The organism is Pseudomonas fluorescens, assembly GCF_902498195.1.
Classification (GTDB): domain Bacteria; phylum Pseudomonadota; class Gammaproteobacteria; order Pseudomonadales; family Pseudomonadaceae; genus Aquipseudomonas; species Aquipseudomonas fluorescens_BU.
The window spans coordinates 387,589-410,907 of sequence record NZ_CABVIY010000005.1; the positions used below are offsets into that span (position 1 = coordinate 387,589).

18 protein-coding genes are annotated in these 23,319 nt (G+C 59.6%); 11 read left to right on the top strand and 7 right to left on the bottom strand.

What is annotated here, in order from left to right:
* Positions 1 to 39 precede the first annotated feature (39 nt).
* The gene (locus F8N66_RS20490) at positions 40 to 2,490 is read right to left on the bottom strand and encodes a glycogen/starch/alpha-glucan phosphorylase (RefSeq protein ID WP_150771922.1); all 2,451 of its coding nucleotides are present in this window, start codon (positions 2,488 to 2,490) and stop codon (positions 40 to 42) included.
* A gap of 257 nt (positions 2,491 to 2,747) precedes the next feature.
* Between F8N66_RS20490 and F8N66_RS20495 the strand changes: the two genes are divergently transcribed.
* The 4 genes from F8N66_RS20495 (at position 2,748) to F8N66_RS20510 (ending at position 9,511) form a co-directional block, all read left to right on the top strand.
* Entirely contained in the window at positions 2,748 to 3,188 is a 441-nt protein-coding gene (locus F8N66_RS20495; RefSeq protein WP_150771923.1) for a YkgJ family cysteine cluster protein, read from the top strand.
* Positions 3,189 to 3,834: 646 nt separating this feature from the next.
* Positions 3,835 to 5,010, top strand: a complete 1,176-nt coding sequence (locus tag F8N66_RS20500) for an efflux RND transporter periplasmic adaptor subunit (RefSeq protein ID WP_224790507.1) — start codon at positions 3,835 to 3,837, stop codon at positions 5,008 to 5,010.
* Positions 5,010 to 8,105 (top strand): efflux RND transporter permease subunit, encoded by a 3,096-nt coding sequence (locus F8N66_RS20505; RefSeq protein WP_150771924.1) that lies wholly within the window; start codon positions 5,010 to 5,012, stop codon positions 8,103 to 8,105. Before F8N66_RS20500 ends, F8N66_RS20505 begins: the two co-directional genes overlap by 1 nt.
* Positions 8,102 to 9,511 carry an efflux transporter outer membrane subunit gene (locus tag F8N66_RS20510; RefSeq protein WP_150771925.1) on the top strand — a complete coding sequence of 470 codons (1,410 nt, stop codon included), beginning with the start codon at positions 8,102 to 8,104 and terminating at the stop codon, positions 9,509 to 9,511. The genes F8N66_RS20505 and F8N66_RS20510 overlap by 4 nt, the downstream gene beginning before the upstream one ends.
* Positions 9,512 to 9,612: 101 nt before the next feature.
* Here the strand turns inward: F8N66_RS20510 and typA are convergent, their stop codons facing one another.
* Positions 9,613 to 11,433 (bottom strand): translational GTPase TypA, encoded by a 1,821-nt coding sequence (typA, locus tag F8N66_RS20515; protein ID WP_150771926.1) that lies wholly within the window; start codon positions 11,431 to 11,433, stop codon positions 9,613 to 9,615.
* A 139-nt stretch (positions 11,434 to 11,572) separates the two neighbouring features.
* Complete coding sequence (gene thiI / locus F8N66_RS20520; RefSeq protein WP_150771927.1) at positions 11,573 to 13,027, bottom strand: tRNA uracil 4-sulfurtransferase ThiI; 1,455 nt, start codon at positions 13,025 to 13,027, stop codon at positions 11,573 to 11,575.
* A gap of 328 nt (positions 13,028 to 13,355) precedes the next feature.
* Here thiI and glnA point away from each other — a divergent pair, with 328 nt between their 5' ends.
* The 5 genes from glnA (at position 13,356) to ntrC (ending at position 18,871) form a co-directional block, all read left to right on the top strand.
* Positions 13,356 to 14,762 carry a type I glutamate--ammonia ligase gene (glnA, locus tag F8N66_RS20530; protein ID WP_150771928.1) on the top strand — a complete coding sequence of 469 codons (1,407 nt, stop codon included), beginning with the start codon at positions 13,356 to 13,358 and terminating at the stop codon, positions 14,760 to 14,762.
* 246 nt (positions 14,763 to 15,008) lie between these two features.
* On the top strand, positions 15,009 to 15,518 hold the full coding sequence (locus F8N66_RS20535; protein WP_150771929.1) for a DUF4124 domain-containing protein: 510 nt from the start codon (positions 15,009 to 15,011) through the stop codon (positions 15,516 to 15,518).
* The gene (locus F8N66_RS20540; protein WP_191623031.1) at positions 15,515 to 16,132 is read left to right on the top strand and encodes a DUF4124 domain-containing protein; all 618 of its coding nucleotides are present in this window, start codon (positions 15,515 to 15,517) and stop codon (positions 16,130 to 16,132) included. Before F8N66_RS20535 ends, F8N66_RS20540 begins: the two co-directional genes overlap by 4 nt.
* Positions 16,133 to 16,352: 220 nt before the next feature.
* A complete protein-coding gene (gene glnL / locus F8N66_RS20545; RefSeq protein WP_150771930.1) occupies positions 16,353 to 17,438 on the top strand; it encodes a nitrogen regulation protein NR(II) in 1,086 nt (361 codons plus the stop codon).
* Entirely contained in the window at positions 17,435 to 18,871 is a 1,437-nt protein-coding gene (gene ntrC / locus F8N66_RS20550; RefSeq protein ID WP_150771931.1) for a nitrogen regulation protein NR(I), read from the top strand. The genes glnL and ntrC overlap by 4 nt, the downstream gene beginning before the upstream one ends.
* Positions 18,872 to 19,394: 523 nt before the next feature.
* Here ntrC and F8N66_RS20555 read toward each other — a convergent pair.
* On the bottom strand, positions 19,395 to 19,835 hold the full coding sequence (locus F8N66_RS20555) for a hypothetical protein (RefSeq protein ID WP_150771932.1): 441 nt from the start codon (positions 19,833 to 19,835) through the stop codon (positions 19,395 to 19,397).
* On the opposite strand from F8N66_RS20555, the gene F8N66_RS20560 reads away from it, so the two are divergent.
* Positions 19,834 to 20,289: a tRNA (cytidine(34)-2'-O)-methyltransferase gene (locus F8N66_RS20560; protein WP_150771933.1), complete on the top strand. Its 456-nt coding sequence runs from the start codon at positions 19,834 to 19,836 to the stop codon at positions 20,287 to 20,289. The genes F8N66_RS20555 and F8N66_RS20560 overlap by 2 nt on opposite strands.
* A gap of 131 nt (positions 20,290 to 20,420) precedes the next feature.
* Here F8N66_RS20560 and secB read toward each other — a convergent pair whose 3' ends face one another.
* Genes secB through F8N66_RS20575 form a run of 3 tightly spaced genes read right to left on the bottom strand, consistent with a single transcriptional unit; the run spans position 20,421 to position 21,625 of the window.
* A complete protein-coding gene (gene secB, locus F8N66_RS20565; RefSeq protein ID WP_150771934.1) occupies positions 20,421 to 20,912 on the bottom strand; it encodes a protein-export chaperone SecB in 492 nt (163 codons plus the stop codon).
* 43 nt (positions 20,913 to 20,955) lie between these two features.
* Positions 20,956 to 21,210, bottom strand: coding sequence for a glutaredoxin 3 (grxC, locus tag F8N66_RS20570; RefSeq protein ID WP_007939440.1), 255 nt, complete (start codon positions 21,208 to 21,210; stop codon positions 20,956 to 20,958).
* Between the two features lies 1 nt (position 21,211).
* A complete protein-coding gene (locus tag F8N66_RS20575; protein WP_008058536.1) occupies positions 21,212 to 21,625 on the bottom strand; it encodes a rhodanese-like domain-containing protein in 414 nt (137 codons plus the stop codon).
* A gap of 151 nt (positions 21,626 to 21,776) precedes the next feature.
* Here F8N66_RS20575 and gpmI point away from each other — a divergent pair, with 151 nt between their 5' ends.
* The gene (gene gpmI, locus F8N66_RS20580; RefSeq protein WP_150771935.1) at positions 21,777 to 23,306 is read left to right on the top strand and encodes a 2,3-bisphosphoglycerate-independent phosphoglycerate mutase; all 1,530 of its coding nucleotides are present in this window, start codon (positions 21,777 to 21,779) and stop codon (positions 23,304 to 23,306) included.
* Positions 23,307 to 23,319 lie beyond the last annotated feature (13 nt).

The window sequence follows — 23,319 nt, forward strand, 5'->3', positions numbered from 1 at the left end:
CTTTATCTGCGCGCCTAGTATATCGATCCGATCAGAGAGTTACTCCAACGCCTTCCAGATGTCCGTGGCGTATTCGCGAATCGTCCGGTCTGACGAGAACCAACCCATCCGTGACGTGTTCAACACTGCCGAACGCCACCATTCGTTCGAATCGTGCCAATGAGCTTCGACCCGCATCTGGGCGTTCCAGTAGGAGTCAAAGTCAGCGCAGACCAGGAAGCGGTCATAGTCCACCAGCGAATCGATCAGTCCGGTGTAGCGCGATGGATCATCCGGCGAGAACACCCCGCCACGAATCGCCTGCAGCACGTCATTGAGCCGATGGGACGCGGCAATGTCCGGCACCGCGCTGAACTCGTGGTTCTGCTTGCGCGCCTCGACCTGCTGGGCGCTCAGGCCAAAGATGAACATGTGCTCGGCGCCGATGCGCTCGCACATTTCCACGTTGGCGCCGTCCAGCGTACCAATGGTCAACGCACCGTTGAGGCCGAACTTCATGTTACTGGTGCCCGAGGCCTCGAAGCCGGCAGTGGATATCTGCTCGGACAAATCCGCCGCCGGAATGATGCTTTCCGCGAGGCTGACGTTGTAGTTGGGCAGGAACACCACCTTGAGCAGGCCGCGCACGGTCGGGTCGTTGTTCACCACCCGGGCGATGTCGTTGGTCAGTTTGATGATCAATTTGGCCTGGTGATAACTGGCCGCCGCCTTGCCGGCAAAGATCTTCACCCGCGGCACCCAGTCGATCTCCGGTTCGGCGCGAATCGCCTGGTACAGCGCCACGGTGTGCATCAGGTTGAGCAACTGACGCTTGTATTCGTGGATCCGCTTGACCTGCACGTCGAACATCGCCGCCGGGTTGACCGCCACGCCCAAGCGTTCGTGGATGATGTACGCCAGCGCCTTTTTGCTGTGCAGGCGCTGTTCGGCAAAGGCCTTGCGGAACGCGGGCTTGTCGGCGAACGGCTCCAGGGCGAGCAACCCTTCTTCCGGATTATCCAGCAGCTCGGGGCCCAGGGCATCGACCAGCATCGAGGTCAACTCGGAGTTGGCCTGGTACAGCCAGCGGCGGAAGGTAATGCCGTTGGTCTTGTTGTTGATTCGCGCCGGGTAGAGTTTGTGCAGTTCCGAGAACACCGTCTTGCGCATCAACTGGGTGTGCAGCGCGGACACCCCGTTGACGCTGTGGGAACCGAGGAACGCCAGGTTGCCCATGCGCACGCGGCGGCCGTTGTCTTCCTCGATCAGCGACACCGCACGCAGCACATCGAAATCATGGATGCCTTTGGCACGCAGCGAATCGATGTGCTGGGCGTTGATCAGGTAAATGATCTGCATGTGCCGAGGCAACATGCGCTCCATCAAACCGACCGGCCAGGTTTCCAGGGCTTCGGGCAACAGGGTGTGGTTGGTGTAGGACAGCGTATCGACGGTGATCTGCCACGCCGCATCCCAGGCCACGTCGTACACGTCGACCAATTGACGCATCAGCTCGGCGACGGCGATGGAGGGGTGGGTGTCGTTGAGCTGGATCGCCGCGTGGTCGCCCAGGGTCAGCACCGAGGTGTGCATGTTGCGATGACGGCGCAGCAGATCCTGGAGGGACGCGGCGACGAAAAAGTATTCCTGGCGCAGGCGCAGTTCCTGGCCGGCTTCGGTGCTGTCCGCCGGGTAGAGCACGCGGGAGATGCTTTCGGCCCGGGCCACTTCGGCGACCGCGCCCAGGTGGTCACCGGCGTTGAAGCGTTCCAGGTGCAGGTCCTCCATGGCCCGCGCGCGCCACAAACGCAAAGTGTTCACGCTTGCGCCGCGCCAACCGACCACCGGCGTGTCGTAGGCAATGGCGCGAACGGTTTCCGCCGGATGCCAGACTTGCCTGGACTTGCCGCTTTCGTCGGTCACCGTCTCGACGCCGCCGCCGAAGGCGATGGTGTAAACCACCTCCGGCCGCTCGAACTCCCATGGGTTGCCGAAATCCAGCCAGTGCTCGGTCTGTTCCTGCTGCCAGCCATCGACGATGGCCTGGCGGAACAAACCGTGCTCGTAGCGAATGCCATAACCATGACCGGCGATGCCCAGGGTCGACATGCTTTCCATGAAACACGCCGCCAGACGACCGAGGCCACCGTTACCCAGCGCCGCGTCGGGCTCCAGCAACCGGATGCGTTCGAGGTCGACGCCCAGCTCGGTCAGGGCCTCGCGGGCCACGTCGAGCAGGCCCAGGTTGCTCAAGCTGTCGTAGAGCAGGCGGCCGATGAGGAATTCGAGGGACAGGTAATAAACCCGCTTCTGGCCTTTGCGGTAGATCTGCCGCGTGTGGTCCATCCAGTGCTCGACCATGTGATCGCGCGCGGCCAGCGCAATGGCTTCGAACCAGTCATGGTCGAAGGCGTGATCAGGGTCTTTACCCACCGCATAGGTGAGTTTGGTCAAGACGGCGTCGCGGAATGCGGCCACCTCTGCTTCGCGAACAAGTGGTTCTTGAGTCATCGATAAGACCTCGAGCGAGCTTGGAGTTGTCTGAGCCTAGACGGTCTGACAGGCGGTAGAGGCTCTGGTTCGGCAGTTTTTCCTGTGAGTGCAAATCGGTCGGCATTACATTGTCGTGTACATGAATTAATGCAGGGGCCGTGCCGGATTAGCGGTAAATCGGACGGCGAAGAAAAAATCTGGCGAAAGGTTGTTCAAAAATCCACCAGTCCCGGTATGATCGCGCGCCCTGATGCATACGCCTGGTAATACCCTCGATGATGAAGCCCAACCTGATTGCCGCAGCCGAGATCGACCGTCTCGATACCTGGGCCAAATATTCGGCCCCGATGTGCGGCTCGTGCATCTCCAGCTGCTGCACATTGCCGGTGGAGGTCAAGATCAAGGATCTGGTTCGTATCGGCGTGGTCGATGAATTCGAGCTGGGCGATCCACCGAAGAACATCGCCAAGCGTTTGCAAAAGGAAGGGTTGGTCGAGCGCTTCAACCAGAAATCGGGAATCTTCACCCTCCAGCGCATGAGCAACAACGATTGCTACTACCTGGATCGTAAGAGCCGTCTGTGCACTATTTATGAAAAGCGCCCCGACACGTGCCGCAACCACCCGAAAATCGGCCCGCGGCCGGGGTATTGCGCGTACAAGCCCAAGGAAGTGGAGCGCGAGACGAGCAGTCGTCGGACGCTGGAAAAATTCTAATCTTCTCTTTTTCGCCAGCCTCCGTTTGAACTGTCATCTACAGACCGTTAATTGAACCCTGAAAGAGCCCGATGAGTTGTACGGGCTTTTAGTGTTCCCAAAAAATACTGTCTGGACCGTTGTGGAGACGCAACAACCAATTCCTATATTGATCACCCTCATTATCTCCCGCCATACCAACAGTCAGTTACTTACAACTGCCCCCCAATTCAATCTGTTTGTTTGATACACGCCCTCATCTAATACAGACTTTTCCTACAGCATAAAATCTTAATTGGATGTGGGAATAATCCTAAAGATTGATAGGAACCGTCCAAACCAAGCGTGGCCTGTAGAGGCCTTGCCATCAGCCTCGCCCCTCGCTCAACACATATCTTTCGATACAACTTGATAACCCGTCACAGCCCAGCGCTGGAATACCATTACGCTCGCGCTCCCGAAACAATAAGAATTAATCACACATAACCAATGACGACCCAATAACACTTCGTTAATACATGGCAAACAGGATCGAGCCACACAACCTGAATATGCATAACCTGTCAGCAGCCAACTCCTTCGTCATGCGCTTGCTTCAAAGACCCCTGGTTACTCACAAGGACTGTTTTTTTCGGTGAGAACTTTAACCAACAGGAAACTTGCCACCATGCCCCCCTACAAAGTACGTCGAACATTGATCAGTATTTCCTTGTCCCTTTGCACGCTCGCCATCGTCGGCGGCATGACCTACTGGCTTTGGCCAGGGGCAACAGCCGCCACCCCGGCAACCGCGCCCGCCGTTCCGGTGACCGCAGTCGAGATCGGGCGCCAGGATGTGCCGATCCTTATCAATGCCATGGGTAACGTGCGCTCGCAACGTAGCGTGGATGTCCGCCCTCAAGTGGACGGACTGTTAGTGGAGTTTCCGGTCAGCGAGGGACAGCTCGTCAAAAAAGGCGACCTGCTGGCGCGCATCGACGATCGCGCCATCGTGGCCGCGCTGGAGCGCGCCCAAGCCCAACAGGCCGTTGCCCAGGCTCAACTGGCCTCGGCACACGTCGACCTCAGGCGCTATCGCGCGCTGGCCAGTACGCAAGCTGTCTCGGCACAAACCCTTGATCAACAAACCCACCTGGTTGCCCAGCTACAAGCGACACTGAAGAGCGAGCAAGCCACGGTGGCCGCCACTCAGGTGCAGCTGTCCCATACCCGGATTCACGCGCCCAGCGACGGTCGTATCGGCATCCGCAACCTCCACGCCGGCAATTACGTAAGGACAAGTGACGCACAGGCGCTGTTTTCGCTCGTCCAGCTGGACCCCATAGGCATCGACATCGCCTTGCCCCAGGCTCGCCTTCCGCAGCTGCAAGCGCTGATGGCCAGCGCCGACAGATCATCGGTGGTCTTGCGTGCCTACTCCGGGGACGGCGGATCACTCCTGGGAGAGGGTCATCTGGACCTGATCGACAACCGGGTCTCCGGTGCTACGGGGACCGTGCGGATCAAAGGAACCGTCGCCAATGCCCAAGGGCGCCTGTGGCCGGATCAGTCGATCGTGGTCAGCCTACAGGCCGGCATGATGCGCGATGTCCTGGTCGTGCCGCAGCGGGCGATACGACAGGGAGCGAACGACACGTTCGTCTGGCGTATCAGCGACGGCAAAGCCTTCCCGCAGCCCGTGGACGTCGCGTACACCGACGCCGAGATCGCCGTGGTAGAGGGAATCCAGGCAGGCGACCGGATCGTCACAGACGGTTACTCGCGGCTGCGTCCCGGCACGGCGGTCAACATTCTCCAGGCCAAAGATGCTGCCATGCCCGTCGCCAGCCGGAGCACGCCGTGATGACCAACCGCAGTGTTTACGCCTGGTGCATGGACCGTCCGGTCGGCACCATCCTGCTGAGTTTCGCGTTGGTTCTGTTGGGTGTCATCGCCTACCTGCGCCTGTCCATCGCGCCGCTGCCCGAGGCGGATTTCCCCACCATCCAGATCACTGCCAACTTGCCCGGTGCCAGCGCCCAGACCATGGCCTCCTCCGTAGCCACACCCCTGGAGGTACAACTCAGCTCGATTGCCGGCATCACCGAAATGACCTCCACCAGCTCTTTGGGGAAGCTGACGCTGACGCTGCAATTCAGCCTGGATAAGAACATCGACACCGCCGCTCAGGAAGTACAGGTGGCGATCAATACCGCCTCGGCCCGCCTGCCCAGCGATATGCCCAGCCTGCCGGTGTGGCGCAAGGTGAATCCGGCGGATGGCGCGGTCATGATCCTCAGCGTTTATTCCGACACCTTGTCGCTGCTTGAAGTCAGCGACCTCGCCGAAACCGTGCTGGCAAGACGACTGAGCCAGATTGACGGGGTCGGCCTGATCAACGTGATCGGCCAGCGCCGCCCGGCGATCCGGATCCAGGCAAGGCCGGAGGTGCTCGCAGCAGCGGGCGTGACCCTGGCGGATATCCGTACGGCGGTGCAGCAGGCCAGCGTCAATCTGCCCAAGGGCGCACTGTATGGGGAGAACCGGGTTTCCAGCCTGGAAGTGAATGACCAGCTGTTCGAACCCATGGAGTACGGCAACGTCATCGTCACCTATCGCGATGGCTCGGCCGTCCGGGTTCGAGACCTGGCCAGCGTCAGCCTGGGGGCGGAGGACGACTACGTGCAAGGCTGGCCTGATGGCCACTCGGGCGTGTCGCTGCTGATCCGGCGTCAGCCAGGAGCCAACATCGTCGCAACCGCCGACCGCATCAAGCAAGCCCTGCCGAATCTCCAGGCGGTTTTACCCGCGGACCTGACGGTTGAAGTCCTGAATGACCGTACGCGCACCATCCGCTCTTCATTGCATGAAGTCGAATTGACGCTGGCCATTGCCATTATCCTGGTGATTGGCGTGATGGCGCTGTTTCTGCGGCAATGGTCGGCGACCCTGATCGTCACCACAGTACTCGGCGTTTCCATCGTATCGACCTGTGCCGTGATGTACCTGGCGGGATTCAGCCTGAACAACCTGACGCTCGTGGCCATTGTCATCGCCGTGGGTTTTATCGTCGATGACGCGATCGTGGTAATCGAAAACATCCATCGCCATCTGGAGCTCGGCGAGGATAAACGCACCGCGGCACTCAAGGGTGTCAGCGAAATTGGCTTCACGGTGGTGTCTATCACCGTGTCACTGATAGCCGCCTTGATCCCCTTGCTGTTCATGGGGGGCGTGGTGGGACGTCTGTTCAGCGAGTTCGCCCTGACAGTGGTCGCATCCCTGGTGATTTCGGTCGTGGTCTGCCTGACCCTTGCGCCGACACTGGCCTCGCTGTTCATGAAGGCGCCCACGCACCACACACCCACCGACAAAGGCGTCTTCAGTCGACTGATCGGCGCCTATGACCGCGTTCTGGTTTGGGCGCTCGGGCATCAGCGCTTCATGCTCGGGGTATTTTTTGCCAGCGTGGCACTCAGCGTTGCCAGCTTCGTGATGATTCCCAAAGGTTTTTTCCCCTTGCAGGATACGGCCTTCATCATGGGATTCACCCGGGCGTCCGCCGATATTTCCTATGAGGAGATGGTCGCCAAGCACAAGCAGCTGGAGGCGATATTCAGCAAGGACCCGGCCGTTACCGGTTTCAACCATGCCGTCGGTGGCAGCACGACCGATTCGATCGGAAACGGTCGGGTGTGGCTGGTGTTGAACGACCCGGGGGATCGCGACGAGACCGTCAGCGAAGTCATCGACCGGCTGCGCCCACAGCTGGCGAAGGTCACCGGTATCCAGATATCCCTGCGCGCCGTTCAAGACATCAACCTCAGCGCCGGCCAGCCCCGAGCTCAATATCAATATGTGCTTTTGGCGCAAAGCAGCGACGAACTCGCGACCTGGGCCACTGCCCTGGCCGATCGCCTGCGCGCAAGTCCGTTGTTCCGTGACGTGTCTCACGACCTGCAACTGGATGCCAACATCACCCGCATCACACTTGATCGGGATGAAGCGGCCCGCTACGGCTTCACGGCACGCGACCTTGACAATGCGCTTTATGACGCCTTCGGCCAGCGACAAATCAGCGAGTATCAAACCGAAGCCAATCAGTACAAGGTCTTGCTTGAACTCAGCACCGCGCAACGTGGCAATACCGAAAGCCTGAGCTATTTCCATCTGCGCTCACCACTCAATGGTCAGATGGTCCCATTGCTTGCGTTTGCTCGCGTTGAACCACCCACGAGCGGTCCTGTCGTGATCAATCACAACGGCATGCTGCCGGCGGCCAACCTGTCGTTCAATCTTGCCCCCGGCGTCGCCCTTGGGCAGGCAGTGAGCACCCTCCAGAACATCGAACGGGAGATCGGCATGCCGGCTTCGGTGAGCGGCACCTTCCAGGGTTCCGCCCAGGCGTTCCAGTCATCGCTGGCCAGTCAACCCTTCCTGATCCTCGCTGCACTGGTGGCCGTTTACATCATCCTTGGCGTGCTCTATGAAAGCCTTGTGCACCCGCTCACCATCCTTTCCACCCTGCCCTCGGCGGGCATCGGCGCGATTCTTCTGCTGTGGTTGTGGCAGCTGGATTTCTCGGTAATGGCACTGATCGGCCTGATCCTGCTGATCGGACTGGTCAAGAAAAACGGCATCCTGCTGATCGACTTCGCCTTGCAGGCCCAGCGTGAACACAACCTGTCGCCACGGGAGGCGATTCATCAAGCCTGCCTGGCGCGTTTTCGCCCGATCCTGATGACCACCCTCGCGGCCCTGTTCGGCGCCGTGCCCTTGATGCTGGCTTTCGGTACGGGCGCGGAGCTGCGCGAACCACTTGGGGTGGTGATCGTCGGCGGGCTGATGCTCAGCCAGGTATTGACCATGCTGACCACTCCTGTGGTGTTCCTGGCACTTGACCGACTGTTCCATGGAGACAAACGTCGCCAGATCCCCGAGCTGGAGCATGCGAAATGATCTACAGAACACCTCTGCTCACTCTGTTGCTGTTGTCTGCCTTGGCAGGTTGCGCCAGCCAATCGAATCCCGCGATGCCGCTGCAGGAGATCCCGTCAACAACAGCGTCCGGTCCAGCCCTCGATTCCCTGGCACAGCGCTGGTGGGAAAGCTTCGAAGACCCAGCGTTGAATCGCCTCATGACCGATGCTCTTCGCGATAACCTCAACCTGGCCGCTGCCGCCGAACGGGTCCGGGAAGTGCGCGCCCAACACAATCTGGCAGCCACCGAGCTGTATCCCGAGATCGGCGCAGTCGCCAGGTACGGTCGATCTCGAACGGCACTGGACGGTGCGAGCACCAAGTACTCCTACGGAGTGGACCTGGCATGGGAGCTGGATCTTTTCGGTCGCCTGAAAGCCCTGCGCAATGAAGCTGGCGCCGAACTGAATGCAGCCCAGCAGGATTATCTGAGCCTGCGGCTCACTTTGATGGCGGAGGTGGCCAATAACTACCTTCAGTATCGACTTGCCCGGCAGTTGATGGGCATCGCGACCGAGACCGGCATCAACCAGGCGCACACCGCACGCGTCACTCGCGCTCGACTGGAGCAGGGATCGGCAAATCGCCTTGATCTGGAGCGCATCGAATCCCAGGTCGCGATCACCCAGGCCGAAATACCGACGGCGCGGCAACAGGCACAGTCCGCCAGCTATAACCTCGCTTACCTGCTGGCCAGCGAGCAGCCAAGGATAGACAGCCTGCTTGCCGAGACACCGCCCTCATCAATACGATTTTCCGAGTCGGCACTACCGCAACTGTTGTCGATTCCTGCCGAGGTTCTCCGTGAGCGGCCGGACGTCCGGGCCGCTGAACAACGGTTGCTCGCCGCTGGTGAGTCACTCGTCGCAGAAAAGGCCGCACGCTACCCTCAATTGACGCTGGGGGTGCTGGCAATGTTCGAGCAGGGAGGTGCAGCGCCCTGGGCATTGACCAGCCAACTGTTCCAGCCGCTGTTCAACTTCGGTCGGCTCGACTCGCAGATCGAAGCGAGCGATGCCCGCCGCGAACAGGCCAGGCTCGCCTACCAACAGAGCCTTCTGCAGGCGCTGCGCGAAGCGCACACGTCAATTCACGCTTATGGTCAAGGAATCAATCGACAACACGAGCTCGACAAGGCCACCGCTGCCGCCGCCCGCGCCGTCGACCTGGCCAGGCAGCAGTACCAGGCGGGCACTGTTTCCATGCTGGAAGTCCTGGATGCCGAACGCAGCCTTTTCAGCGTGCAACGTAGCCAGGCTCAGGCAAAAGTGGACGTCGCACTGCGTTGGGTGGACATCAATCGAACGCTGGGTATTGCACCCATGCAGACATCACCTGAAATGGAGAATGAGAACCGCGAGGTCGATCCGGATCAGAACACCTGATCTTCTGATCACACACAGGCGCTACCCGCCTCGCAAAACACGCACAAACAAAAACGCCCCCGGCCTTTCGACCGGGGGCGTTTTCATTCAGCCGGGGCTAATTACGCCTTGGCTTTCTTGGCAGCGCGGGTACGCTCGCTTTCGTCCAGGATCTTCTTGCGAAGACGGATGGACTTAGGCGTTACTTCGCACAGCTCGTCGTCCTGGATGAATTCCAGAGCCTGTTCCAGGGTGAAGCGAACAGGTGGAACCAGGGCGATGGTTTCGTCTTTACCCGAAGCACGCATGTTGTCGAGCTTCTTGCCCTTGGTAGGGTTAACGCCCAGGTCGTTGTCACGGCTGTTCAGACCAACGATCTGACCGTTGTAGATTTCCTGACCGTGTTCAACGAACAGCTTGCCACGCGCCTGCAGGGTTTCCAGAGAGTAGGTCAGTGCCTTACCGGTTTCAACCGAAACCAGAACGCCGTTCTGACGGCCGGACATGTCGCCGGACTTCATCACGTCGTAACGGTCGAAAATCGAGGTCAGGATGCCAGCACCGTTGGTCAGGGTCAGGAACTGGTTACGGAAACCAATCAGACCACGAGCAGGGATGTTGTATTCCAGACGTACACGGCCCTTGCCATCCGGCACCATGTTGGTCAGGTCGCCCTTACGCAGGCCCATCTCTTCCATCACCTTGCCCTGGGATTCTTCCGGCAGGTCGATGGTGACGTTTTCGTACGGTTCGTGCTTCACGCCGTCAACCAGACGGATGATCACTTCCGGACGGCCTACAGCCATTTCGAAGCCTTCGCGACGCATGGTTTCGATCAGTACCGAGAGGTGCAGCTCACCACGGCCGGAAACCTTGAACTTGTCAGCCGAGTCGCCTTCTTCAACGCGCAGTGCAACGTTGTACAGCAGCTCTTTGTCCAGACGTTCCTTGATGTTACGGGAAGTCACGAACTTGCCTTCTTTACCGCAGAATGGCGAGTCGTTTACCTGGAAGGTCATGGAAACGGTTGGCTCGTCAACGGTCAGCGGCTTCATCGCTTCGACCGTGTCCGGGTGGCACAGGGTGTCGGAGATGAACAGCGAGTCCATGCCGCTGATGCACACGATGTCGCCTGCAGCAGCTTCTTCAACGTCTACACGGTGCAGACCGTGGTGACCCATCAGCTTCAGGATACGACCGTTACGCTTCTTGCCGTCGGCGCCGATAGCCACAACCGGGGAGTTCGGCTTGATGCGACCACGAGCGATACGGCCAACGCCGATAACACCCAGGAAGCTGTTGTAGTCCAGTGCGGAGATTTGCATCTGGAACGGACCGTCACGGTCAACAGCCGGCGCCGGTACGTTGTCGACGATCGACTGGTACAGCGGGGTCATGTCTTCAGCCATTTCGGTGTGGTCCAGACCGGCAATACCGTTCAGGGCCGAGGCGTAGACGACTTTGAAGTCCAGCTGTTCTTCAGTGGCACCCAGGTTGTCGAACAGGTCGAAGATCTGGTCCAGAACCCAGTCCGGACGCGCGCCTGGACGGTCAACCTTGTTGATGCACACGATTGGGCGCAGGCCGGCTTCGAAAGCCTTCTTGGTCACGAAACGGGTTTGCGGCATAGGGCCGTCTTGAGCGTCAACCAGCAGCAGAACGGAGTCGACCATCGACATTACGCGTTCAACTTCGCCGCCGAAGTCGGCGTGGCCCGGGGTGTCCACGATGTTGATGTGGTAGCCGTTCCAGTTGATGGCGGTGTTTTTCGCCAGAATGGTAATACCGCGCTCTTTTTCCTGGTCGTTGGAGTCCATCACGCGCTCGTCGTTGAGCTCGTTGCGCTCCAGGGTGCCGGATTGACGCAGGAGTTTGTCTACCAGGGTGGTTTTACCATGGTCAACGTGAGCAATGATGGCGATGTTGCGTAGATTTTCGATCACTTGTGTATCTCGATCAGAGGATTCGGTGCGCTGACAAGTCTTGGCAGCGATTTACAGTAGAGTCAGGCCTTGCCGTTACAGCTTGACGGCGGCGTCGGGGGGCCGGTGACGCAAGCCACAGGCAAACAGCCCCGGGCACTTAGCTCGGTCGATAAACGCGCACATTGGCATGCCCCTCACTGAGCAAATGGTGGGCATGCAGGCGACTCATCACGCCTTTGTCGCAATAAAGCAGGTACTGGCGAGTAGGGTCCAGTTCCTTGAAACGAGCGTTCAGTGCATAAAACGGCATCGTTTGTACCTCGATACCAGCGAGTTCCAGCGGGTCATCCTCGGCCGCATCCGGGTGGCGGATGTCGATCACGATCTGACCGGCCAGCGCGTCGCTGACTTCTTCAATTTGAACGTCCTGGCCCAACTCGTCGATCACCCGATCGATCGGCACCAGCTTGGCGTTCTCGAGCGCACGCTCAAGCACCGCCATGTCGAATTCTTTCTCTTCGTGCTCCACGCGATGACGCTTGGCAGCAGTCTTGGGGTTCACCGAGATGACCCCGCAGTACTCCGGCATGTGCCGGGCGAAATCGGCGGTACCGATTTCGTTCGCCAGGTCGATGATGTCCTGCTTGTGACTGGCGATCAGTGGACGCAAGACCAGCTTGTCGGTCACACAGTCGATCACGGACAGGTTCGGCAACGTCTGGCTCGACACCTGGGAGATCGCCTCACCGGTCACCAGTGCCTCGATCTGCAGTCGATCGGCAATTCGGGAGGAAGCGCGCAACATCATACGCTTCAATACTACGCCCATATGACTGTTATCGACTTTACCGAGAATTTCTCCCAGCACTTCCTCGAACGGCACACTGACAAATAACACGCGTTGGGAGCTGCCGTACTTCTTCCAGATGAAATGCGCGACTTCCATGACGCCCAGTTCATGAGCTCGTCCGCCCAGATTGAAGAAGCAGAAATGCGCCATCAGCCCGCGTCGCATGATCTGGTAGGCCGCGACGGTGGAGTCAAAACCACCGGACATCAGCACCAGCGTCTGCTCCAGCGCACCCAGCGGATAACCACCGATGCCAGTGTGCTGGCTGTGGATCACGAACAACCGTTGGTCGCGAACTTCGATGCGGACTTCGATTTCGGGCTTTTTCAGGTCGATCCCGGCGGCCCCGCACTGGCGACGCAACTGGCTGCCGACGTATTTTTCAATATCTATCGAGCTGAATGGGTGCTTGCCGGCGCGTTTGCAACGCACCGAGAAGATTTTCCCGGCCAGTGCATCACCGTAGTGCTGCTTGCACTTCTCCACGATGTCGTCGAAATCACCCAGCGGGTACTCGTCGATTTGCAGGAAGTGTGCGACGCCCGGCATGCAGCTCAGGCGCTCACCCATCTCTTTCAGGGCCTTGGGGTCGCTGATGCGGGTTTCCAGCTCGAGGTTGTCCCATACGCCGTTCACCACCACGGCCGGGTCCAGATCGCGGAGCACGGCACGGATGTTCTTGGCCAATTGGCGGATGAAACGCATCCGTACCGGGCGGCTCTTGATGGTGATCTCGGGGAAGACTTTTACGATTAATTTCATGGAAACAGCGCGCGCAGGGCCTGCCGAAAAAGGGGGGCGCGGATTATAGCGGAAATTGCTCAAGGTTTAACCAGTTAATGTGCAGAAGGTTTTGCACGCACCAAAGCGGTTCATTTTTTCATATTAACGCTACATTAAGGGGCGCGTTTTTCCGCTTTTATCGGCCTCGCACCTCTATAAGCATGAAATTGGGGCAAAAAACCCATGGTGGGGCACTGGCATGCAATTTGCTCCCTTGTGAGGCAGGTTGCCTTGGCAGAGTATTCGCGCCGGCATCACAAACATTTAAGGGCATCCACTACTAGCCCTAAGCCACCCGGAGGACACTATGTCGAAGTCGGTTCAACTCATTAAAGATCATGACGTCAAGTGGATTGATCTGCGCTTCACGGACACCAAAGGCACCCAGCACCACGTGACCATGCCGGCTCGCGATGCGCTGGATGATGACTTCTTCGAAGTGGGCAAAATGTTCGACGGTTCGTCCATTGCCGGCTGGAAAGGCATCGAAGCCTCCGACATGATCCTGCTGCCGGACGACTCCACCGCGGTTCTGGATCCGTTCACCGAAGAACCGACCCTGATCCTGGTCTGCGACATCATCGAGCCTTCCAGCATGCAAGGCTACGACCGCGACCCACGTGCGATCGCCAAGCGCGCCGAAGAACACCTGAAATCCACCGGTATCGGCGACACCGTGTTCGCCGGTCCAGAGCCAGAGTTCTTCATCTTCGACCAGGTGAAGTTCAAGTCCGACATTTCCGGTTCCATGTTCAAGATCTACTCCGAACAAGGTTCGTGGATGTCCGACCAGGACATCGAAGGCGGCAACAAGGGCCACCGTCCAGGCGTCAAAGGCGGTTACTTCCCTGTTCCACCGTTCGACCACGACCACGAAATCCGTACCTCCATGTGCAACGCACTGGAAGAAATGGGCCTGACCGTCGAAGTTCACCACCACGAAGTGGCAACTGCCGGCCAGAACGAAATCGGCGTCAAGTTCAACACCCTGGTGAAGAAAGCCGACGAAACCCAAACCCTGAAGTACGTCGTGCACAACGTTGCCGATGCCTACGGCCGTACCGCTACCTTCATGCCTAAGCCTCTGTACGGCGACAACGGCTCGGGTATGCACGTACACATGTCGATCTGGAAAGATGGCAAAAACACCTTCGCTGGCGAAGGTTATGCCGGCCTGTCCGATACAGCCCTGTACTTCATCGGCGGCATCATCAAGCACGGTAAGGCCCTGAACGGCTTCACCAACCCGGCAACCAACTCCTACAAGCGTCTGGTTCCAGGCTTCGAAGCGCCAGTAATGCTGGCTTACTCGGCCCGTAACCGCTCCGCTTCGATCCGTATTCCTTACGTGTCGAGCCCGAAAGCACGCCGTATCGAAGCACGCTTCCCGGATCCAGCAGCCAACCCGTACCTGGCGTTCGCTGCCCTGTTGATGGCTGGCCTGGACGGCATCCAGAACAAGATCCACCCTGGCGACGCTGCTGACAAAAACCTGTACGACCTGCCGCCTGAAGAGGCGAAAGAGATCCCACAAGTTTGCGGCAGCCTGAAAGAAGCCCTGGAAGAGCTGGACAAAGGTCGTGCGTTCCTGACCAAAGGCGGCGTTTTCAGCGACGACTTCATCGACGCTTACATCGCCCTGAAAAGCGAAGAAGAAATCAAGGTACGTACTTTTGTACACCCACTGGAATACGAGCTGTACTACAGCTGCTGATCCGGTAGCGCCTGCGCAAGCGGCGTGACAACAAAAAGAGGCCTCCTTCGGGAGGCCTTTTTTATGTTCCGAAATCAAATGATCGCAGCCTTCGGCAGCTCCTACAGGACGGCGGGGCTCTGTAGGAGCTGCCGAAGGCTGCGATCTTTTGATCCTGCTTTTCTGTACCCAAATACAAACAGGCTGGGCCTACCGACAACCCTGACCTATGCTGCAACCCATCGCTTTTGGTTTCCGGTCGATTTTATGGGTCGTGGTTTTGTCTTCATCCTGCTGCTGATCGCCCTGCCCGCCGCAGCGCAGATCTACAAATACACAGACGCCGACGGCAACACCGCCTACAGCAATCAACCACCCGATGGCGTGAGGGCGCAGCCGGTCGAGTTGCCACCGCTCAACAGCGTCGAAACCCAGCTGCCTGGCAAACCTGCGCCAGCTACCGAAGACCACGAACAGTCCCGCAGTGCCTACGAGGTACTCGAACTCACCGGCCTGCCCACCCGCGAAGCCCTGCGCGCCAACAACGGCACCTTTACCGTCAACGTACTGATCAAACCACGCTTGCAAGGCCCGCATCTGCTCAGGCTGCTCCTGGACGAGCAACCCTACGGCCAGCCCGGCAACGTACCGATCCTGCAACTGGTGAACATCGATCGCGGACTGCACAGCCTCGCGGTGCAGGTGATTGACGGCGACACCGTGATCCAGCAAAGCCCCACCGTGACCTTCACCGTGCAGCGAGTGCACAAGCCTTGAAGGCCTGGCTGCTGATCGCCTGCCTGCTCGCACTGCCCGCGTCGGCGGAAGTTTTCACCTACGTCGACGCCCAGGGCAACCGGGTTTTTACTGACCAGCCCACAACCCGCAACGCCAAACGCGTCCCGCTGGCGACCAGCAATCGCATGTCTGCTCCGGACACCGCCCCGGCCATGGCCACAGCAAAGAAGGCCGGGCAAAATCCACCGCGACACTACGACCTGTTGCGCATATTGGTGCCCGAGCCTGACGCCACCGTGCGCAGCACCGCCGGCGAGATCATCGTCAGCGTTACCAGTGAACCTGGCCTGCAGCGGGGCCACCGCTATCGACTGCTGCTCGATGGACAACCCACCGCCGCACCCGGCCCGAGCCCGGTCTTCCCACTGGCCAACATCGACCGTGGCACCCATCAACTCTCCGTGGAGATCCTCGACGAGCAAGGCAGAACCGTCGAACGTACTGCCAATCAGCCGTTCCACATGCAACGCATTTCGCTTGCACAGAAACGCAAGGTCAAGCCCTGCGCCCTCACCGACTATGGCCAGCGGCCGGAATGCCCGATCGCCGACAAACCCGCCGAAGAAAAAAACCCGCTTTTGCGCCTCTTCTAACCTCATTCAGGTTTGCGCACTATATTGGTGCGAATGGTTGCACCGCCGTCGAATTTCAACCCATTTTGGTTCGAAAGTACCCGCCGGAGCAGGCAGAGCGCCACGCAATCGAGCGTCAAACGCCCGTTTCAGGCGTTAAGCGCTTCTTTTCGGAGCCTTGGTTTGGTTTTTGCAGTTTCCTCGCATCAGCTCTTTATTCATGCGCCAAAAGAGGTCCCGAATGACCATCAGTGACGCACTACACCGCTTGCTACTCGACAACCTCACCACCGCGACCATCCTGCTCGACGCCGAACTGCGCCTTGAGTACATGAACCCGGCGGCGGAGATGCTGCTGGCCATCAGCGGCCAGCGCAGCCATGGCCAGTTCATCAGCGAGTTGTTCACCGAATCCACCGAAGCGCTGAATTCCTTGCGCCAGGCGGTCCAGCAGGCGCATCCGTTCACCAAGCGCGAAGCGATGCTCACCGCCCTCACTGGCCAGACCCTGACGGTCGATTACGCGGTCACCCCAATCCTGAGCGGTGGCGACACGATGCTGTTGCTTGAGGTCCATCCCCGCGACCGCTTGCTGCGGATCACCAAGGAAGAAGCGCAACTGTCCAAGCAGGAAACCAGCAAGATGCTGGTGCGCGGCCTCGCCCACGAAATCAAGAATCCGCTGGGCGGCATCCGTGGCGCGGCGCAGTTGCTGGCTCGCGAGTTGCCGGAAGACAGCCTGCGCGACTACACCAACGTCATCATCGAAGAAGCCGACCGCCTGCGTAACCTGGTGGATCGCATGCTCGGTTCCAACAAACTGCCGTCGCTGGCCATGTGCAACATCCACGAAGTGCTGGAGCGCGTCTGCCATCTGGTCGAGGCCGAAAGCCAGGGCTGCATCACATTGGTGCGCGACTACGACCCGAGCATTCCGGACGTATTGATCGATCGCGAACAGATGATCCAGGCCGTGCTGAACATTGTGCGCAATGCGATGCAGGCGATCAGCAGCCAGAACGAGCTGCGCCTGGGCCGCATCAGCCTGCGCACCCGTGCCATGCGCCAGTTCACCATCGGCCATGTGCGCCATCGCCTGGTGACCAAGATCGAAATCATCGACAACGGTCCGGGTATTCCTGCGGAACTCCAGGAAACCATCTTCTTTCCCATGGTCAGCGGCCGTCCGGACGGTACCGGGCTAGGCCTGGCCATTACCCAGAACATCATCAGCCAGCACCAGGGCCTGATCGAATGTGACAGCCACCCCGGCCACACCACTTTCTCGATCTTTCTGCCACTGGAACAAGGAGCCACATCGACATGAGCCGTAGTGAAACCGTGTGGATCGTCGATGACGACCGTTCTATCCGTTGGGTCCTGGAAAAAGCCTTGCAGCAAGAAGGCATGACCACGCAAAGCTTCGACAGCGCCGATGGCGTGATGAGCCGCCTGGCGCGCCAGCAGCCGGACGTGATCATCTCCGACATCCGCATGCCCGGCGCCAGCGGCCTGGACCTCCTGGCGCGAATTCGCGAGCAACACCCACGGTTACCTGTGATCATCATGACCGCGCATTCCGATCTGGACAGCGCTGTCGCGTCCTACCAGGGCGGCGCGTTTGAATACCTGCCCAAGCCGTTCGATGTCGACGAAGCGGTTTCCCTGGTCAAGCGCGCCAACCAGCACGCCCAGGAACAGCAAGGCCTGGAAGTCCCGGTCGCGCTGACCCGCACCCCGGAAATCATCGGCGAAGCGCCAGCGATGCAGGAAGTGTTTCGCGCCATCGGGCGCTTGAGCCACTCCAACATCACCGTGCTGATCAACGGCGAATCGGGAACCGGTAAAGAACTCGTGGCCCATGCCCTGCACCGCCACAGCCCGCGTGCGGCTTCGCCGTTCATCGCATTGAACATGGCGGCGATCCCGAAAGACCTGATGGAATCCGAGCTGTTCGGTCACGAGAAAGGCGCCTTCACCGGCGCCGCCAACCTGCGTCGCGGGCGCTTTGAACAGGCCGATGGCGGCACCTTGTTCCTCGACGAAATCGGTGACATGCCGGCCGATACCCAGACCCGCCTGCTGCGGGTGCTGGCCGATGGCGAGTTTTACCGGGTGGGCGGGCACGTTCCGGTGAAGGTCGACGTGCGAATCATCGCCGCGACCCACCAGAATCTGGAAACCCTGGTCCATGCCGGGAAATTCCGTGAGGACTTGTTCCACCGCCTCAACGTGATCCGCATCCACATCCCGCGCCTGTCGGACCGCCGTGAAGACATCCCGACCCTGGCCAAGCACTTCCTCAGTCGTGCCGCGCAAGAGCTGGCCGTCGAGCCGAAGCTGCTGAAAAGCGAGACTGAGGAATACCTGAAAAACCTGCCATGGCCGGGCAACGTGCGTCAGTTGGAGAACACCTGCCGCTGGATCACCGTAATGGCTTCCGGTCGCGAAGTGCACATCGGCGACCTGCCGCCGGAGTTGCTGAGCCTGCCGCAGGATTCGGCACCGGTGACCAACTGGGAACAGGCCTTGCGCCAATGGGCGGACCAGGCGCTGGCGCGCGGTCAATCGAGCCTGCTGGACAGCGCCGTGCCGGCGTTTGAGCGGATCATGATTGAAACGGCGCTCAAACATACCGCTGGCCGACGTCGCGATGCCGCAGTCTTGCTGGGTTGGGGGCGCAATACCCTGACACGCAAGATCAAGGAGCTGGGGATGAAGGTCGACGGTGGCGATGAAGAGGAGGGGGATGAGGGTTAATCAGTCTTTCTGACCTGCATCGCTCAATAGATCCATCGCGGGCAAGCCCGCTCCCACAGGGTTTGCGCCATTGCTGTGGGAGCGGGCTTGCCCGCAACGCTTTTTGGGCTTGCGTGCACCGCCTGAAGGCACCGTGAACCGCAATCGCGCACAGCCACGAATCCAAAATCCCGCCTGCGTCCGCAATCGAACGACTATCGAAAAAACATGAAAACCCCGTAATACGGGGCTTTCGACGCTTAGACGCGACTTTCTGTATCAACTTGTTAAAACCTGGCACGCCCCCTGCAATAGTCTCATCAGTGAATCAGTTCACTACCCAGTTTCGGGGACCTTGGTACAGGCAGGCCGGGGATTCCCCTCTTTACACCAGGCTCACACCGCACACGCGACGAGCCTTCCCGTTTTGGGGTCCTTGGTACAGGCAGGCCGGGGATTCCCTCTTTACACCGGGTTCACGACGCCATGCGCGAACCCTCCCGTTTTGGGGACCTTGGTACAGGCAGGCCGGGGATTCCCTCTTTTATTGCTCCCGGAGATGGATCTCCAGCCGCCAGCGGTCATCGACCTCGCTGCCGGCCCAGTCGCCCTGCAGGGGCCGGGCCGCCACCAGCGTCAGCAACATACCTCCATCACTCAAGCGCGTTCGCCAGTTCACATCCTTGCCGTTGAACTTGAATTGGCCCTTCTGTGCCTTGCCTTTAGCCTCGAACAACAGCGCAACACTCCCGTCGACGATCTCGCCGTGGGTCTTGGGTTCGTTGTTGAACCAAACCACCAAGCCGTCGTTTGTGACCTCGACCTGTTGCAACTCGCTGGGGTCGGGCGTCGTGAGGCGACCGATCATCATCCCCACCATCACCCCGACAATTGCCAGCGATGCCATCACTCGCGGGAATAGTTTCGAACGAGGGTCGGGTTGCGGCGTAGAATGCCGCTCATCTTTACCTTCGGAGCCGTGCATGTTTCACGTCATCCTTTTCCAACCAGAAATTCCGCCGAATACCGGCAACGTTATCAGGCTGTGCGCCAACAGTGGCTGCCACCTGCATTTGATCGAACCGCTGGGCTTCGAGATGGACGACAAGCGCCTGCGCCGGGCCGGCCTCGACTATCACGAGTATGCCACCCTGCAACGCCACGCGGACCTGGCCAGCTGCCTGGAAAGCCTGGGCAACCCGCGGGTGTTCGCCTTCACCACCAAGGGTTCGCGACCGTTCCACGACGCCAGTTTCGTCCCGGGCGATGCGTTCCTGTTCGGCCCGGAAAGCCGTGGGCTGCCCGCTGAAGTCCTGGATGCCCTGCCCGCCGATCAACGCCTGCGCCTGCCGATGCGTGAAGGTTGCCGCAGCCTGAACCTGTCCAACACCGTGGCTGTAGCCGTTTACGAAGCCTGGCGGCAGAACGGTTTCAAGTAACTCCACATAACAAATGTGGGAGCGGGCTTGCTCGCGAATGCGGCGGGTCAGTCGACTTCAATCTTGACTGACCCACCGCTTTCGCGAGCAAGCCCGCTCCCACATTGGACTTGCTTCGACGCTCAGACCGATTATTGAACCGTCGGCGTCTCGCCTGCTGCCTGCATGCGTTGCAGCTCTTGTGCGTACAGCGCATCGAAGTTAACCGGAGCCAGCATCAGGGCCGGGAACGAACCACGGGTGACCAGGCTGTCCAGGGTTTCACGCGCGTACGGGAACAGGATGTTCGGGCAGAACGCACCCAGGGTGTGGCTCATCGAAGCGTCGTCCAGGTTCTTGATCAGGAAGATCCCGGCCTGTTGCACTTCAGCGATGAACGCCACTTCTCCGCTCTCACCGTTCTTCACAGTGACCGACAGGGTCAGTACGACTTCGTGGAAATCGTTTTCCAGAGCCTTTTGACGGGTGTTCAGATCCAGACCGACGCTCGGCTCCCACTGCTGGCGGAAGATCGCCGGGCTTTTCGGGGCTTCGAAGGACAAGTCACGTACGTAGATGCGCTGCAAGGAGAATTGCGGTGCGGTTTCTTCTTCGCTAGCTGCAGTGTTCTGTTGGTCAGTCATCTCAGATCCTTTCTGATCTTGGGTCTTTTATAGGGTATGGAACTCAGGCCTTGAGCATCGCGTCGAGCTTGCCGGCGCGCTCCAGGGCAAACAAATCATCACAACCACCTACGTGGGTGCTGCCGATCCAGATCTGCGGCACGGACGTACGTCCGGCTTTCTGAGCCATGGCGGCGCGCACCTGAGGCTTGCCATCGACCTTGATCTCTTCGAAGGCCACGCCTTTGTTCTCGAGCAGGTACTTGGCTCGCGAGCAGTAAGGGCAGTAATCGCTGGAATAGACGACGACGTTGTTCATATCACTTCACCAGCGGCAGGTTGTCGGCTTTCCAGCTGGAAACGCCACCGGACAGCTTGGCGGCGGTGAAGCCGGCCTTCACCAGTTCGCGAGCGTGGGTGCCAGCGGTCTGACCCATGGCATCGACCAGGATGATGGTCTTGGCCTTGTGTTTTTCCAGTTCGCCAACGCGAGCGGCCAGCTTGTCGTGAGGAATGTTCAACGCGCCAACGATGTGACCGGCGGCGAAATCCTTGGTTGGACGAATATCGATCACCACGCCGGCGTCCTTGTTGACCAGTCCGGTCAGTTCGCCGGTGCTCAGGCTACGGCCGCCACCCTGCATCTGATAGGCAATCAGCAGGGCCAGCAGTACGACGAAGATACCGACGAGAATGTAGTGGTTGGTGGCAAATTGAATCAGGTTAGCAACCATCGAAGGAGGTTCCAGGGCGTTAAAATGTCGGCCAGTATACACAGCCCCCATGGTGGGCCAAACCCCGTCCGGCGGTGACGTGGCCGGAACTTCGCTTTAAACTGCCACTCCCTTTTCCATCGCCCCTTTAACTCAAGCCAGAGTGGATTCCATGACTACCACGCCTAAACCATTGGTCCTGATCATTCTCGACGGCTTCGGTCACAGTGAGAGCCCCGAATCCAACGCGATTTTCGCGGCGAAGAAGCCCGTACTGGACCGTCTGTGGGCCACCGTGCCCAACGGCCTGATCTCGGGCAGCGGCATGGACGTCGGCCTGCCTGATGGCCAGATGGGCAACTCCGAAGTCGGCCACATGAACCTCGGCGCCGGCCGCGTGGTGTACCAGGACTTCACTCGCGTGACCAAATCGATCCGCGACGGCGAGTTCTTCGAGAACCCGACCATCTGCGCTGCGGTGGATAAAGCCGTGGCTGCCGGCAAGGCCGTGCATTTCATGGGCCTGCTGTCCGATGGCGGCGTACACAGTCACCAGGACCACCTGGTCGCCATGGCCGAACTGGCCGCCAAACGCGGCGCGGAAAAAATCTACCTGCACGCCTTCCTCGACGGCCGCGATACGCCACCGAAAAGCGCGCAATCGTCGATCGAACTGCTCGACGCAACGTTCCAGGCGCTGGGCAAAGGCCGAATCGCCAGCCTCATCGGCCGCTACTTCGCCATGGACCGTGACAACCGTTGGGACCGCGTGTCCCAGGCCTACAACCTGATTGTCGATGGCCATGGCGAATTCAACGCCGCCACCGCCCAGGAAGGCCTGCAAGCTGCCTACGAGCGTGGCGAGAGCGACGAATTCGTCAAAGCCACTTCCATCGGCGAACCGGTGAAAGTCGAAGACGGCGACGCCGTGGTGTTCATGAACTTCCGCGCCGACCGCGCCCGCGAGCTGACCCGTGTCTTCGTCGAGGACGGTTTCAAGGAGTTCGAGCGCAGCCGCCAGCCAAAACTGGCCGGCTTCGTGATGCTGACCCAATACGCCGCCAGCATTCCCGCGCCTTCGGCCTTCGCTGCCGGCAGCCTGGACAACGTGCTGGGCGACTATCTGGCGAAAAACGGCAAGACCCAGCTGCGCATCGCCGAAACCGAGAAGTACGCCCACGTGACCTTCTTCTTCTCCGGCGGACGCGAAGAGCCGTTCCCGGGCGAAGAACGCATCCTGATCCCGTCGCCGAAAGTCGCCACCTATGACTTGCAGCCGGAAATGAGTGCGCCGGAAGTGACCGACCGCATTGTCGACGCCATCGACAACCAGCGTTACGACGTGATCGTGGTCAACTATGCCAACGGCGACATGGTCGGCCACAGTGGCGTGTTCGAAGCCGCGGTAAAAGCCGTCGAGTGCCTGGACCAGTGCGTCGGCCGTATCGTCGACGCGCTGGAAAAAGTTGGCGGCGAAGCCTTGATCACCGCCGACCACGGCAACGTCGAGCAGATGTCCGATGAATCCACCGGCCAGGCGCACACCGCACACACCACTGAACCCGTGCCGTTCATTTATGTCGGCAAGCGTGACCTCAAGGTCCGCGAAGGCGGTGTGCTGGCGGACGTGGCGCCGACCATGCTGAAGCTGCTGGGCCTGGAAAAACCGGCGGAAATGACCGGGACCTCGATCCTGGTGTAAACCCGTTTCGCCC